General features: G+C 42.5%; 16 protein-coding genes and 1 riboswitch. Of the genes, 11 read left to right on the top strand and 5 right to left on the bottom strand.

From position 1 onward, the window contains the following. Nucleotides 1-226: 226 nt before the first annotated feature. Nucleotides 227-1,708: a methyl-accepting chemotaxis protein gene (locus TY49_RS20255; protein ID WP_041967717.1), complete on the bottom strand. Its 1,482-nt coding sequence runs from the start codon at nt 1,706-1,708 to the stop codon at nt 227-229. Between the two features lie 198 nt (nt 1,709-1,906). On the opposite strand from TY49_RS20255, the gene motA reads away from it, so the two are divergent. From motA to TY49_RS20220, 7 genes are all read left to right on the top strand, one after another. Next, on the top strand, nt 1,907-2,701 hold the full coding sequence (gene motA / locus TY49_RS20250) for a flagellar motor stator protein MotA (protein WP_041967716.1): 795 nt from the start codon (nt 1,907-1,909) through the stop codon (nt 2,699-2,701). Further along, nucleotides 2,694-3,467: a flagellar motor protein MotB gene (gene motB / locus TY49_RS20245; protein ID WP_041967715.1), complete on the top strand. Its 774-nt coding sequence runs from the start codon at nt 2,694-2,696 to the stop codon at nt 3,465-3,467. The genes motA and motB overlap by 8 nt, the downstream gene beginning before the upstream one ends. Nucleotides 3,468-3,582: 115 nt before the next feature. Next, nucleotides 3,583-4,800, top strand: a complete 1,218-nt coding sequence (locus TY49_RS20240) for an MDR family MFS transporter (protein ID WP_041967714.1) — start codon at nt 3,583-3,585, stop codon at nt 4,798-4,800. Between the two features lie 453 nt (nt 4,801-5,253). After that, the gene (locus tag TY49_RS20235; protein ID WP_052442248.1) at nt 5,254-6,600 is read left to right on the top strand and encodes a right-handed parallel beta-helix repeat-containing protein; all 1,347 of its coding nucleotides are present in this window, start codon (nt 5,254-5,256) and stop codon (nt 6,598-6,600) included. Beyond that, entirely contained in the window at nt 6,597-7,061 is a 465-nt protein-coding gene (locus tag TY49_RS20230; RefSeq protein ID WP_052442247.1) for a nitrous oxide reductase accessory protein NosL, read from the top strand. The genes TY49_RS20235 and TY49_RS20230 overlap by 4 nt, the downstream gene beginning before the upstream one ends. Continuing rightward, nucleotides 7,058-7,876, top strand: a complete 819-nt coding sequence (locus TY49_RS20225) for an ABC transporter permease (RefSeq protein ID WP_041967713.1) — start codon at nt 7,058-7,060, stop codon at nt 7,874-7,876. Before TY49_RS20230 ends, TY49_RS20225 begins: the two co-directional genes overlap by 4 nt. Further along, nucleotides 7,869-8,579, top strand: coding sequence for an ABC transporter ATP-binding protein (locus TY49_RS20220; RefSeq protein ID WP_041967712.1), 711 nt, complete (start codon nt 7,869-7,871; stop codon nt 8,577-8,579). The genes TY49_RS20225 and TY49_RS20220 overlap by 8 nt, the downstream gene beginning before the upstream one ends. 94 nt (nt 8,580-8,673) lie before the next feature. Here TY49_RS20220 and TY49_RS20215 read toward each other — a convergent pair whose 3' ends face one another. Next, a complete protein-coding gene (locus TY49_RS20215) occupies nt 8,674-9,300 on the bottom strand; it encodes a nitrous oxide reductase accessory protein NosL (protein ID WP_041967711.1) in 627 nt (208 codons plus the stop codon). A 246-nt stretch (nt 9,301-9,546) separates the two neighbouring features. On the opposite strand from TY49_RS20215, the gene TY49_RS20210 reads away from it, so the two are divergent. Then, entirely contained in the window at nt 9,547-10,644 is a 1,098-nt protein-coding gene (locus TY49_RS20210) for a carbohydrate kinase (protein ID WP_041967710.1), read from the top strand. A 12-nt stretch (nt 10,645-10,656) separates the two neighbouring features. Next, the gene (locus TY49_RS20205) at nt 10,657-11,583 is read left to right on the top strand and encodes a pseudouridine-5'-phosphate glycosidase (RefSeq protein ID WP_041967709.1); all 927 of its coding nucleotides are present in this window, start codon (nt 10,657-10,659) and stop codon (nt 11,581-11,583) included. Nucleotides 11,584-11,688: 105 nt separating this feature from the next. On the opposite strand, the gene TY49_RS20200 is transcribed toward TY49_RS20205, so the two are convergent. Continuing rightward, nucleotides 11,689-12,027 (bottom strand): helix-turn-helix domain-containing protein, encoded by a 339-nt coding sequence (locus tag TY49_RS20200; RefSeq protein ID WP_041967708.1) that lies wholly within the window; start codon nt 12,025-12,027, stop codon nt 11,689-11,691. A gap of 656 nt (nt 12,028-12,683) precedes the next feature. Beyond that, nucleotides 12,684-12,769: riboswitch (cyclic di-GMP riboswitch) on the top strand. A gap of 29 nt (nt 12,770-12,798) precedes the next feature. Here TY49_RS20200 and TY49_RS24370 point away from each other — a divergent pair. After that, on the top strand, nt 12,799-12,924 hold the full coding sequence (locus tag TY49_RS24370; RefSeq protein WP_084135555.1) for an anti-repressor SinI family protein: 126 nt from the start codon (nt 12,799-12,801) through the stop codon (nt 12,922-12,924). Between the two features lie 364 nt (nt 12,925-13,288). Here the strand turns inward: TY49_RS24370 and TY49_RS20195 are convergent, their stop codons facing one another. Next, entirely contained in the window at nt 13,289-13,609 is a 321-nt protein-coding gene (locus TY49_RS20195) for a helix-turn-helix domain-containing protein (RefSeq protein WP_041967707.1), read from the bottom strand. A gap of 294 nt (nt 13,610-13,903) precedes the next feature. Between TY49_RS20195 and treR the strand changes: the two genes are divergently transcribed. Next, the gene (treR, locus tag TY49_RS20190; protein ID WP_084135554.1) at nt 13,904-14,632 is read left to right on the top strand and encodes a trehalose operon repressor; all 729 of its coding nucleotides are present in this window, start codon (nt 13,904-13,906) and stop codon (nt 14,630-14,632) included. 108 nt (nt 14,633-14,740) lie between these two features. Here treR and TY49_RS20185 read toward each other — a convergent pair whose 3' ends face one another. Continuing rightward, nucleotides 14,741-15,016, bottom strand: a complete 276-nt coding sequence (locus TY49_RS20185; protein ID WP_041967705.1) for a late competence development ComFB family protein — start codon at nt 15,014-15,016, stop codon at nt 14,741-14,743. Between the last annotated feature and the right edge of the window lie 107 nt (nt 15,017-15,123).

Below are 15,123 nucleotides of genomic sequence, written 5' to 3'. Positions count from 1 at the left end.
CTGGGCAGTCGGCTATACTTTTCGATTTCGGTCCTGCCAATGAAGAAAGAACGACTTCACTGTCAGGCCCTCCGAGGCACACGATGTGCTAGACCCGCCAGCCACAGGATAAGGAAAGCTTCGAAGCGATTCATCGCACGACCGAAAGCGGTAGCTTTTGGGAGGACGTGGAGTTATAGGCGGGCAGCGCTTGTCGGGGCTGATCAAGGCGCTTGCGCTTTTCTTATTACGCTCCGAGCGTTTTGATTTTTTCTGCAGCAGCTGCTGTTTGGCTTACGTATGCTGCGATTGTCTCGTTATCGTCGTTCAATGTTTCAATCGTTGCATTCATTTCCTCCAGGCCTGCGGTTGCCTGCTGGATAATGGCAGCTAACTCACGTGTTGATGCTTCGACATCGCCTGTCTGGTTTTTAACATCACTGACAGTTAATTCAAATTGGCCAAACTGGTTTGTCAGCTCACGAAGTGTACCACTGACTTCTGCGAAGAAACCGGAAACCTCTTCGACTGCGGAACGGCTTTCTGTAAGCTTTTCGCTGCTGTCGTTCATTTTTTCAAGAGCTGAAGAGTTTGTTTCGTTCACAGCAGTAAGGTTTTCGGTAATCTGGATTGCAGTTTCTTTTGTCATTTCCGCTAGCTTACGGATTTCATTGGCAACGACTGAGAATCCTTTCCCAGCTTCGCCAGCGCGTGCTGCTTCGATTGAAGCATTTAAGGCAAGCAGATTGGTTTGCTCTGTGATGTTGCGGATGTTGACAATGAAGCCGTTCGTTTCCTCAATTTTCTTTGTGAGCATGGAGAATGTCTGGCTCAGCTCGGAAATCGAAGAAGCAAGCTCTTTCATGTCGCCCTGAAGCTCGTTGATTTTAACTGAGCCGCTTTCGGAAGCCTTAGCTGCCTGCAAAGTATTGTCAGAGAGCAGGATAGACATATCCGACATTTCATCCATTCTTTGCTTCGTCAGCTCTGCATTCTCCGAAATTTGATTGATTTGTTCCGTCTGTACCTGGCTGCCAGCAGAAATTTCATTAACAGCGATTTTCATTTCTGTCTGAGAGGAGAGGTGTGTCTGGATTTGCTCGTTGATTTTGCCAAGACTCTCCGTTACGACAAGGAGTTCACCATGGAGCAAAGCGCTGTGCTGTTCTTTACGGGCCTTTTCGTTTTCAGAATCAGCAAGGAAGGTCTCCAGCGATTTAAAGGCAGCCTTGTTCAAACGGATCAAGACGAACAGAACGGCGCCAATCAAAATATAACAAAGTAAAATCGCCGTGAAGGTGCTGCTTAAAAAGTCCTGGTTTTCTGTCGCCAGCATGGTGTTCAAGACAACGGCAACAAGACCCAGGCTGAAGCCGGTAACAAAGATTTTTATATCAAAATGAATGGCTGAAAAGACTGCCAGGAACAGCAGGACGAGCAAAAATGCCCCATTGCCTCCGAACATTCCGATATAAAAGAAGTGATGAATGAAGATCGCAGCAAAAGCGGCATAAGGGTATAAGGACTCCTTCTTAAGCCAGAGCTGGAGTATCAGGAAAAACAGTACAAAAAATGATAATTCACTTACATAAACCATCGTTTTGATGATTGGTTCTTTTTCGATGAGAGTATATGCAGCTGTCGCAATCAAGGATATCGAATAAGTGCTGAGCATCAAGATGTTTTTCTTTTTCGTATCCTGCCTGCGGAGATTTAGAATAGCCTCCACGTAAAAGCCTCCTTAGAAATTCTTTGTATTCACATTTATTATATCGGCATAAAAAATCTGAATCTTTATTGTTTGCGAAAAATTATTTTTAGTCGCCATCACTTAAGATTTTTAAAAATATGTCGAAATAAATAGAGATATTATGACAGTTAAAATCTAGAGACAGAAATAGAAGTAAAGCAGACAGGGGAGTCGTACATGGATAAGTCGTCGATCATTGGTGTCATATTAGCGATCATTGCGGTAGGAGTCGGGATGGTGTTCAAAGGCGTAAGTGTAACCGCCCTTGCCAATCCAGCAGCGATCTTAATCATAATCGTGGGTACTGTTGCAGCGGTAACAATTGCCTTTCCTGCAAATGAATTGAAGAAAGTGCCAAAGCTTTTCAAGATATTATTCAAGGAACAGGAAAGTGCCGACTTACCTTCATTGATCCGTTTATTTTCTGAATGGGCCCAGCTAGCTCGTAAAGAAGGTTTGCTTGCACTTGAAGCGAAGACAAGTGAAATCGATGATGAATTTTTAAAGAATGGTTTATCGCTTGCCGTGGATGGCCAGAGTGCCGACTACATCAGGGACGTTTTAACAGAAGAAGTTGAAGCAATGGAAGAACGCCATCTTTCCGGAGCGGCCATTTTTACCCAGGCTGGCACTTATGCTCCGACACTAGGGGTTCTTGGAGCGGTAGTTGGTTTGATTGCGGCGCTAAGCCATATGGACAATACCGATGAGCTTGGCAGAGCAATCAGTGCTGCTTTCGTAGCAACATTATTGGGGATTTTTACTGGTTATGTTTTATGGCATCCCTTCGCCAATAAATTGAAGCGCAAATCAAAACAGGAAGCACAAGTGAAATACATGATGATTGAGGGAATTCTTTCAATCCTTGAAGGTGAAGCACCAAGGGTAATTGAGCAGAAGCTTGCTTCCTATCTGCCAGCTGGCGAACGGAAGATGATCCTCGAAGAAAGCAGCGTGGAGAAGGATGAGTAGGAAAAGGAAGAAGAAGCATCATGAGGAGCATATGGATGAGTCCTGGCTGATCCCTTATGCCGATCTGCTCACTCTCCTGCTCGCATTGTTCATTGTTCTATTTGCGATGAGCTCGGTCGATGCCACTAAGTTCCAGCAGCTTTCGAAGGCCTTTAATGATGTTTTTGCTGGAGGGACAGGGGTGTTCGAGTTCCAGAGCCCGATGCCTGAAGGTCAGATGGAATCGCCGGATGAGCGCAAGGAAGATGTTGAAAAGAATGACGAGGATGAGGATGATATCGCCAAGGACCAGATGGAACTTCTGGCGATTCAGCAGAAGGTCAATTCTTATATAGAAGAGAAAAAGCTGACAGATAAGCTTGAAACAAAGCTTACTGATGAGGGATTGCTGCTGACAATCCGGGACAATGTCCTGTTTGAATCGGGCAGGGCAGAGGTCCGTACTTCCGATATAAATATCGCAAAGGAGATTGCGGACTTACTGGTCATGGAACCTCCGAGGAACATCATTATCAGCGGTCATACGGATAATGTGCCAATCAGGACCGCGAGATATGAATCGAACTGGGAACTCAGCGTAATGCGTGCCGTCGAATTCATGAAAATCATTTTAAAAAATGAACAGCTTGACCCGCGCTGGTTCAGCGCCAAGGGCTTTGGTGAATTCCAGCCAGTGGCTACGAACGATACCGCAGTGGGCAAAGCAAGGAACCGTCGTGTAGAGATTTTAATCCTTCCCCGGACAAGCAATAATCCTGGACAATAATTTGTAGTACCGCTGCCATGCAATATGGTGGCGGTTTTTTATTTTACCAAGGGTATTTTCATAATTTTGGATATTTGCTATGATTTAGGAATCTAAAATTACGAGGTAAAAAGAAATGAATAAACTTAAAAGCTATTACCGGCAATTCCATCCGATTGTATGGGTACTGCTAAGCGGAACAGTTCTCGCAAGGGGTTCAGCGTTCGCAACGCTGCCATTCCTGGCGATCTATCTTTCTAGGAATCTTGATTTACACCCTGTACTTATTGGAATTACAATTGGAATCAGTCCATTATCGGGAGTGATTGGTGGCTTCCTGGGCGGCCATTTGTCTGACCGATTTGGCCGGAAACCGGTCATGATCGGTTCATTGTTTTCGATGTCGCTCGTTTATTTCGGCTTCATGGTCGCGGAAACCCCGGGCTGGTTCATTGTGCTTAATGCGTTGAATGGCTTGAGTGGGTCGTTTTTCGAACCGACTGGGCAGGCACTGATTGCCGACTTGACGGAAAAGAGCAAACGCATGAGAGCATTCTCTCTAAGGTATACGGCGATCAATATCGGAGCATCGGTGGGACCGTTGCTCGGTGCCTATCTTGCAGTGGTGTCAGCTAAATCAGCTTTCATGGTAACAGGAATTATGTATTTCATATATTTACTGATTTTGGCGTTAATGATGAAAAAGTACAATCTTGGAAATCCAGCAAGCGAAAATGCCTCTAAAGTAACGATTGCCAACTCCCTGAAGATCATAGGCAAAGATAAAGCGTTAAGGTATTTAATTTTAGGAACAATTATCATTAACTTTGGTTACTCCCAAATGGAATCGAATGTCCCGCAGTACCTGGAATCAACGATCGCGAACGGCGTATTCGTTTATTCAGTGATGTTGTCCATCAATGCGGTCATGGTCGTCCTGCTGCAGATGCCGATCAGCCACTACGCAGAAAGGTTCAAGACGATGCAGGTCATGATGGCCGGAGCAGTCTTCCTGTCGGTGGGTATGCTGTCATTCGGGTTTGTAACGGGATGGTATACTGGCATACTGGCCATTGTCTTTATCACAATAGGAGAAATCCTGATCTTTCCCTCAAGCAGTTATCTCGTCGATCAGCTCGCAACTGATGAACTGCGTGGAACCTATTTCGGAGCCGCGCAATTCCGGAGAATTGGCCATTTTCTCGGTCCGATTGCGGGAGGTTATATATTGAGTGAAGCAGGAGGGACCGTATTATTCTCATTCATAGCCTTGGTGGTGCTCGGAAGTATCCTGTTCTTCATTCAGGGAAACAAGATTTTTATAAAAACAACGCCCGAAGTGGTAAAAAACTAATAAAAAGAGCGAGATTCCAGGGAGAATCTTGCTCTTTTTGTGTAAGTCAGGAAGCATAGCGGATTAGCATTCACAAAAAAAAGAAACCGGCAATGTTTACTCGGCTTCCTGTTCTGGCGTATCCGGCTGGCACATTTTATCGACAGCAAAGCCAATTACAAGCATCATTGCAATCGGAATGGAGAAGTTTAAAATATGAACAATTGTCATGTCCAGGTCCTCCCTTAACCCTTAGTAAGGTTTACATATTATTTACATTATATTGTATTTGTCACAAAATAGACACATTTACTTTTGATTATTCTGAAAACTTTGCAGATTCAACTAGTTTACCCCTATTTTCACTATAAATCTCTTCATTAACTTCAACGATTCCCAACAATTATTTCAAGGTTTCATCACATTTTTTTGCTAATTTTAAAAAAGAGAATAATACAGGGAGGAGGCAGCTGTATGTGGAGGCTGACAGGGCCGCTTGCATTTAATTTCTTTTTGCTTCTAATGCTCATCCCCATTCACACCTATGCCGATGAGTTCAAAGTGGAGGTCGGCCAATCAATCCAGGAAGCTGTCGACAATGCCAAAAATGGGGATACCATTCTAATCTCCCCTGGATTATACAAAGAAAGTGTCTTGATCAATAAGGAAGTCACTATAAAAGGAGAAGGTGGAGCAATTATTGGTGGCGGTGGAGAAGGGAATGTTATCACGGTCACAGCTTCCAATGTGGTTATTGATGGACTCACAATCCAGAACAGCGGGTCTGGCCAGGAGGACAGCGGAATTTACATTCAAAGTGCCGACCGAAGTTTAATCAAGAACAATACACTTAAAAATGTCCAGAATGGAATTTATATAGCGAACAGCAATGAAAACCAGCTGATTGAAAATAGCATAACAAGCAACAAAGCACATTTCTCCAAGCGTGGGAACGGTATTCACATTTTCAAGGGAGGCGGTCATTTTCTGAAAGGAAATGAAATCGCCTATGTACAGGATGGGATTTACTTTGATTTTACTAAAGGCATCCAGGTGTCGGAGAATCATGTGAGTGAATCACGCTATGGGATGCATTTTATGTTCAGTGAGGAAATTTCAGCTGAGAGAAATCATGTTGAAAATAATGTGACCGGGTTCATGGTGATGGATTCAGCTCATATTGACTTCATCCAAAACAAGGTGACGGACCATTTTCATTTCCGCGGCTACGGAATCTTGATTTATGAAACGAAGAATGTTCAGGTTGAGGGCAATGAAATACTTAGAAACAGCACAGGACTGTCCCTGGAATATGGGGTCGATACCTTGATCAGCAGAAATCAAATTGCCGCCAATCAAGTTGGCCTTGAATTCATGGGAAAGAATGAAAATAACACGTTCTCAGAAAACAATTTTATCGGGAATGTCGTCCAGTCGAAGATTTCCGGGGACGATATGAGGCTGGATGATGGTGTGAAGGGAAACTACTGGGATGATTACAGCAGTTTTGACCTTTCAGGTGATGGAGTGGGAGAAGAAGCGTACAAGGCCGGTTCACTGTATGATCGCCTATTGAGGAAACAGCCGTACTGGCAATTCTTTTTTGAAAGTCCCTCGATCAAGCTGTGGACTAAGGCAGAGGCTTTATTTCCTTCTTTTGGGGCAGCAGATGTATATGATGCCCGCCCGCTGGTAGAGCCGGTAATCATGATTCAGGAAGCAGAACAGCGGAGCAAGGACCGAATGATTCCAGGCGTATTAGGCATACTGTTTATTTTGTTCTCGATATTCGTGATTGTGAAAGGAAGGAAACTGCGATGATCAAAAAGCTTGGAATTCTGTTGATGATTTCTGTTGGAGTTATGTCGGGCTGCAATAACAGTGCGATGGAACCGGAGGAAATAAACCCGGAAATTGATGTGTGCGAGGTTTGCAATATGGGTCTTGCCCATGAGCATTATGCGACAGAGATTGTCACAGCCGATGGCGAAATATATAAATTTGATGATATAGGCTGTATGGATGAATTCCTGGAGATGGAGCCATTGCTTAAGGAAGAAAGTGCAGCGAAAAAATATGTACGGGACGTGGGTTCGGGCGAATGGATTGAACTGGATAAAGCCTATCATGCGTACCATCCCGATTTCTGGACCCCGATGGCAAATGGTGTAGTCAGTTTCAAGGACAGGGAGAGCGCTGAAAATTACGTGAAGGAACAGGGAATGGGCGAAGTGCTGGATTATGATTCATTAAAGAAACATGAGTGGAGCTGGGGGCAATGAGGCACATCGCGAGGCAGCAGTTGACCTTGATGATGAGAAGCCATTGGCTTGCCGGCTTTGGTTTATTGTTCTCATCCCTGGCCGTGATGGTCGCTTTTTTGGGCAACACAGGAGGAACAGGGTTTGATGGATTTAACAGGATGACGGCCAGCTTGCTGAATATCAACTTACTGTTGATTCCATTGCTGTCTTTGCTGATCGGCAGCTTGTTTTTGTCAGGTGAAAAGGAAGACCGCGGGCTAACGCTGCTGCTGACATATCCGATTTCCCCATGGGCTGTTATCCTGGGCAAGTATGCAGGCTTGTTTGCTGCGGTCTGGTCTGTATTGACGTTTGGGTATGGTGCAGCATTGCTCGTCATCTTCTTCGTCGGCGGGGGAGTTTCTGTTTCTTTGCTGGTGTTGTTTTATATGTATTCGATTCTGTTGGCGGCCATTTTCCTGTCGCTGGCGATGATGATTGGCATAGTGGCCAAAACGCGGTTCCAGGCGCTGGGGATCAGCTTGATTGTCTGGGCCTTCCTTGTGCTTTTCTACGAATTTATCATTATGGGGTTGAGCATATTCATAGTGAAGCAATTGCTGCTGCCAATGCTGACTGTGTCCATCTTTCTCAATCCAGTAGAGTTGATTCGCGTCCAATCGATCCTGTCGCTGGATGGAGCATCGGTATTCGGGCCACGATTATATGATTTAACCATCTGGGCAGATGGATTGATAGGCAAAACGTTATTTGTTTTTGCTGTTTTGCTTTGGACGATATTGCCTGTCCTATATTCTGTGTACAGGACTAAACGGGGTGTTGAGGATGAATAGCAAGGAATGGATCAGGATAGAAGGATTGGCAAAGCATTATAGTCCGACCAAGAAGATTACTGACATCAGCTTCTCAATCGACAAGCCTGAAATCTTTGCACTCTGCGGAGGAAACGGTGCAGGCAAGAGTACATTGATCAAAATGCTTACAGGGATTATGAAGCCGACTGCGGGCATGGTATTTATGGACGGTAAAAAAGTTGAACCGCAGAGTAAAAGTTTTAAAAAACTATTTTCCTATATGCCGGATGAAATGCTCTTTCCACGCCAGCTGACGGGGTTGGAAGTTTTGACTTTTTTTGCGAGGTTAAGAGGAATAAGTGATGAAAAAGTGACTGAAGCTCTTCACCAGGTTGGCTTATTTGATGTACGAGATATGCAGATTAAACAATATTCGAAAGGAATGCAGCAGCGTCTTTCGCTTGCGCAGGCGCTGTTACCGGACGTCCCGCTGCGAATTCTTGATGAACCAACCAATGGACTTGATCCACTCTGGGTGTACCGCTTCAAGGAGATTATTCAGGAAGAGAAACGCCAGGGCAGAACGATTTTCTTTACTACCCATATCCTTAGCCTGGTGGAGGAATTAGCTGACAGGGCTGGGTTCATGCAGGAGGGGCATCTGCAGTATTGTGATTCAGTTGAATCACTAGTACAAAAAAACGGTGTCTATACGCCACTTGAAAAGGTCTTCTTTAATTAGATTTTTACGCGAAAATTAAATGCTAGACGAAAAATCCCGGTGCTGAATTACACACCGGGATTTCATTTTATTGGTTATTACGTAAAATTCACCATTAAAGGCCGCTTTCCTCTTCGCTATCTCCATCCATTTCGCTGTCCTTATCCTTATCCATGCTGTCGCTATTCATCTTCATTTTTTTCATATAGCGTTCGTTTGCAATCTGGTCGATTTGCTCCCATGTTGCCATCGCAGGATTCTTGTCGCTGTTTTCTGATATGAATTTTTCGGCGCTTTCGTTGTGTTTGAAGAATGCGTAGCCGTATTTCATAGGTGTCTTAAGGTCTGCTTTTACAGGAGTTGCAGAATCAGCCTCGACCCACTCAGAGGTGATATAATCACGGACCCATTTCTCCTCGAATTCAATATCATCACGTCTAGTGATATTTAATAGACAGCCAGAGTCATCAAAAAAAACATACTCTCCGTCTTTCGTTTTGGCCTGTGCTGTGAAGACTCCCATTGGATCAGCTTTCTCATATACTTTCATATTGCAGAATGCACAAACATCGTCAGCACCTGGTTCATGAGGACCATCCGCATGGTCATCATCATCGTGTTTCACTTCAGTTGCCGCAATTTCCTGACCGTTTTTTTGCTCATTTTCAGCCGCTTCATTTCCGCAGGCAGAAACGATTATCATTAAAAATAATGCCACCATGATAGCAAAAAATTTCTTCATAAAATCTCCTCCTTTGATCGATTTTAATCCTATCAGGGAGTTGTGATTAAAATGCGAAAAATCAAAGGGAAAAGCGTGAGAAGCATATTGTTTTTATGACGATTTTGTGACAATCCTTCAAGCTTTAATGAATTGTATAAATACCTTTTTTAAAAAGTGAACAAATATTAATAAAGTTGTGTATATTCAGATAAAGGTTTAAAATTTAAGTGTAAGCAATATTTTGGAAATAGCGAGGTGCGCAACATGAACGAAAAAGAGGCTCTTATTTTAAAACTGATTAAAGAGGATCCGTTCATTTCACAGATTGATCTTGCTGCGAAGACAGATTTATCGCGTTCCGAAGTTGCCGGCTATATTTCTTCTTTAATAAAGCAAGGAAAGCTTATTGGACGGGCATATATTTTACCGGAAAGACGCCAGGTACTGTGTGTGGGAGGAGCAAATGTCGACCGCAAAATATGGTCGAAGGGTGTTCTGGAGCTTCACACTTCGAACCCGGCTGAAAGCTCTAAATCATGCGGAGGGGTTGCCAGGAATATCGGGGAGAATATGGGCAGACTTGGAAGTGATGTAAGCATACTGACAGTAGTCGGTGATGACCACGAAGGCCACTGGCTTATGGAATATACAAAGGCATTTGCGGACGTGGAGCCATCAGAAACGCTTAAGGGACAGTCGACTGGAGCTTATACGGCAGTGCTGGATAATGAGGGAGAGATGACGGTAGCGTTAGCGGAAATGTCAATCTATGATTCTATCACTCCTGATTTCATCGATCGCAAATGGGGCTATTTTGCTTCATCAGACCTCATTATGCTGGATACAAATTTCCCGGCAGATGTCCTTGCAAGAATTATTGACCGGTGCCGGAATGAGGACATACAGCTTTGTATCACTCCCGTTTCATCCCCAAAAGCAAAGAAGATTCCGCAGAGCTTGTTAGGTGTGACATGGCTGATAGCCAATAAAGATGAGGCAGAAGCCATTGCGGGCATCAGGATCAATACTGAAGGCGACTACTTTAAGGCAGCAGAGTTGATTATACATAAAGGTGTAGAGAAGGTTGTCATCAGCCGCGGAGACAAGGGCCTGATTTACTTTACTTCAAAAGGTGAAGCAGGGGTTCTGATTCCCCCGGCAATTTCTGTTATCGATGTAACAGGAGCAGGAGATTCACTCGTTGCAGGAATCATATATGCCCATATAAATGGCATCCAGACAGAGGATGCTTGCAAAATTGGCATGGCCTGTTCCATCTTGACGCTGCAATCGATAGAGACAGTAAATCCGATTTTGAATAATAAACAATTACTAGAGACATATAAACAAAACTTTAAATAAGCGAGGTACACCATGCTGGAAAAGTGGCTTGAATATTCACAGGAAGTTACAGAAGCGAAAAAAGCAGGCAAACCGGTCGTCGCCCTGGAATCAACAATTATTTCACATGGGATGCCTTATCCACAGAATGTCCACACAGCGAGAGAAGTAGAACAAATCATCCGTGAAAATGGAGCGGTACCTGCAACCATTGCCATCCTCGATGGAAAAATAAAAATTGGCTTGTCAGATGAAGAGCTTGAGTACCTGGGGCAGAGCAGAGATGTTGAGAAGGCGAGCCGGCGGGACTTGCCGTATTTGTTATCCACAAAGAAAAATGGAGCGACAACGGTGGCGGCAACGATGATTTGCGCAGAGCTCGCAAAGATTGAAGTGTTTGTGACCGGCGGAATAGGCGGCGTACATCGCGAAGCAGAAACAACAATGGATATTTCTGCAGACCTGCAGGAGCTTGCCAAAACGAATGTCGCTGTTGTATGTGCCGGTGCCAAGTCTATTCTTGACCTGGGACTCACGCTTGAATACCTAGAGACTCAGGGAGTTCCTGTTATAGGTTTTGGAACAGACTCACTGCCAGCCTTTTACACGCGTACAAGTCCATACAATGTCAACTTCCGGCTTGATACACCAGAAGCTATAGCAGAGATGATCGAAACCAAATGGGAACTGGGTCTTGTTGGAGGAGTCGTCGTGGCTAATCCAATTCCAGAAGAAGACGCCTTGGAGGAGAGTTTTATCGCCAATGTGATCGAAAAAGCCCTGGATGAAGCCATCGAAAAACAAATCGGCGGCAAGCAGGTAACTCCATTCCTTCTTGGGAAGGTGAAAGAATTAACAGATGGGAAAAGCCTTGTTGCGAATATCGCACTTGTGAAAAATAATGCAAGGGTGGGGGCAAAGATTGCAGCCAGCCTGGCCAAACAGAGAATCAGCCTATAAGGCTGGTTCTTTTTTTGGGTGTGCAAACAGTCAGATCCAAAGCCTCTGGAAAATACTTGTTCTAAAGCGCCGTTTTGCATTGTAATTTATATAAATACTTAACTGCTAATCCCGTTTTCTCCTGCTCTTAAACTTCATGAAATCCAGATAATAAGCAAAATCTTCTTTGCTGATTCCGTTTTTTATAGCTTCATCAACGAGTCCAACCCATTCCTCATCAACAGGCATCCTGGCAGCTTTCATGTTTTGCTTTCCCATCAAATACTCAACACTTGTATCCAAGTTGTCTGCCAGGCGGGACAATACCTGAAGCGATGGATTTCCCTGGATCCCTCTCTCGATATAACTGAGATAGGATTTGGAAACATTTGCTTTTTCAGAGAGTTCACTAATGGAATACTTTTTTTCAAGCCTTAAACTTTTTATTTTCTCTCCAACCGTCATAAGAGAATCTCCTTTTTATTCATCTATTAATTCATTATAACGAACAAATCAGTTCTTTTAAAAATACAAGAAACTGAGATAAACAGAGGGATTTCTTGAAAAAGAACGGTTTTTGTTCTTTTTTAAGAAAATTAGCGATATTTTAGACTTTTTCAGAATTGATACAAATGGACTATACTCGAATGGAATATAGTAACAAATTTCTTTTAAAAGGGGCTTGATGGCCGTGTACAGAAAAAATTGTGATCGTTGTAACCGTCCTTCGTTTAGCAGCAGTGAGGTTGGAGAGTGGCTCTGCCCGATTTGCGGAAATGATTTAACGAGATACCCGTTTTTTAATGCCATCAGTCTTGAAAAAGTGGCAATTTTACCGCATTTAAAAAAGCAAATGTATAAGAAAACTGGCCATCTATAGGATCGTCTCAAGTTTATGGGGGTTATTTTAAAAAAAGAGTTCAACAATTAGAGCTATAATATGACAAAAATCTATAAGTGAATGATTTTAATTTTCAGATAATAGCACTGTAATGCCATGATTTTGTAATTCTTTGGAAGAAAAGAGAATAAATACTTCTATTCTTGCCGACAAATATTTACATGTTAAATATATAGAACAATATACAATGACATTAAGAGTAAAAAAGTGAGTAGAAAGATACAGAAAAAGGCAAACTTGTTGAAAAACTAGGACGCAAAGTCACGGATCTAAGGTGCGATGTACTATGATGGCCGGACTGCCTGGAATACTAACTGTATTTTGGGGGGAAGAACTTGATTAAAGAACAGGTAGTTTTCGAAGAATTGGATACAGAATGGATGCAGCTTATAATGGAAGCATTAGAGATGGGGATAAACAAAGAAGAAATCAGGGAGTTTTTAACGAAGACCAACAAATAAGCAAGTGGATCTTTACATAGAAAACGGAATTGCCATCGAGCAGCTCTTTTAGAGGTGCTTTTTATTTTTTAATAAAGGCTCTTTTCTCAAACTTTGTTGCTATTTGACTACAAAATAGGATTGAATTACCTATATTCCTTCGTAAAGTTGACCCTTTTGTGAGAAAAGAGCATGCAAACTTATTACAGACCTGCAAAATGGGTATATATTCCGTTAAAATCGGCTTTAGGATTTTAACAACACTCTTTACGAAAACAGCCTATAATAAAGGCTCTTTTCGTATATGCGGCGAAGGATGAAAAGCCACAAACAATGCGAAAACATCCATAATAAAAAACGGACAGCTTAGGCTGTCCATTGAGGTTTATTTATTGTGGAGTCTCCATTTATTGAATTCCAGAAACTCACGGAACTGGTCTTTTGTGATACCAGAATCCATTGCTTCTTTTACAAGATTGACCCAATCAGAATCCATGTTTTCTTTGTCAGGTTGTTCATGGATCAGGTGGTCTACTGGTACATCCAATACTCCTGCTATCTTTTCTAAAAATTGGATTGAAGGATTTGTTTGAAGGTTTCGCTCCAAAGAGCTCAAATATGATTTTGCCACGCCAGCTTGCTCTGCCAGTTCAGATAAGGACATTCTTTTTTCTTGTCGAAGTTTCTTGACGCGTTCACCGATCACTGTTATCCACACACCTTATCAATTTATAGTTATATCATAACAAATCTGATAAAATAGTTCCATATTGAGAACGACTTATAGAACAATTATAACCAACATTAAAGTTTTTTGGGTCCGCTTTTATGAAAAATTATGTTGGGAAAAAACTTATCGCTTTTATATCGGTCATTGTGATTACAGTTGTACATTATTTTATGAAGATTCATAGAAAATTACAAACACAATTGTCAATTGTGTTCAAAAGGGCATAAACAAGGTAAAATGGTAGCAATCAGACAAGGTACGGGTGATGTTATGCAGAAGAAGTATTTATTGATCTATGAAGAGATTTCGAAACAGATCCAGGAAGGTCATTATCCTCCTAAAACGATTTTGCCATCAGAGAATGAATTTGCGGATATGTACCAAACGTCCAGGGAAACCATCCGCAAAGCACTGAATCTTCTTGCGCAAAATGGATTCATCCAAAAAATTCGCGGCAAGGGTTCACTTGTGCTGGATTTAAAAAGACATCAGTTTCCGATTTCCGGATTGATCAGTTTTAAAGAACTCGCGGAGAACATGGGTGGAAAGGCGAAAACGACTGTGGAAGAGTTCACTCTCGAATTGGCAGGCCGGGAAATTGCCAGGGAATTAAATGTTGAGGATGATGAAAAGGTTTGGAAAGTAAAAAGAGTACGGCATATTGATGAAGAACGAGTGATCCTCGACAAGGATTTTCTCGTAGAAAAGCATGTGCCAGGATTATCTCGTGTGACTTGTGAAAACTCGATATTTGAGTATATCGAAGGGAGACTGGAGAAGAAAATCAGCTTTGCGAAAAAGGAATTCACAGTAGAAGAACCAAGTACCGAGGACAGAAAACTCCTTGATATGGATGGGTTTAATGCAATTGTTATCGTGAAAAACTATATTTATTTTGATGACGCTACCCTGTTCCAATATACCGAGTCAAGGCACCGCCCTGACAAGTTCCGTTTCGTTGATTTTGCCAGACGGATGGATACCCAACAGTCTTTATAAGAAAAAAAGAAGCTGCCAATTGATGGGTTCCCGGTTAACCGGGTTGTCAATTGGCAGCTTTTATTTGTAGATCAGCTATTGGAAAAGTTGATTGCTTATTTTCCTGATTTAATGCTTCGGGTATTTGCCGACAAGATGGATGGCACTGATAATTCTTTTATTGATCCAGGTTCTGTTTTCCTGGGTATTAAGTTGTTCGTAAACCATCTTCCGGCCATCTTCTGTAGTGACGTAGTGACTTGGAAGAGTGTTCAGGCTGATGGCAATGATATCATTCCGGCACTTCTGGCAATTACAGAAGGTCTGGTAATCAGGGCTCATCATCAACACATTGACAAGAGTGGAAACGACCTCTTCCATTACATTGACATAACTAAATTTCATGGTGCCTTCTCTCCCTATTGATGTCCTAAATTAAATTATAGTTGAATGGTGGAAATATAAAATGTTTTTTTATTTTTGTTATAAGATAGGTCTTTTGGTATGTTTTT

It is taken from the genome of Mesobacillus selenatarsenatis SF-1 (assembly GCF_000813125.1).
Classification (GTDB): domain Bacteria; phylum Bacillota; class Bacilli; order Bacillales; family Cytobacillaceae; genus Mesobacillus; species Mesobacillus selenatarsenatis.
Note: the sequence above shows the minus strand (reverse complement) of the source record. Positions and strands in the feature narration are given on the sequence as shown.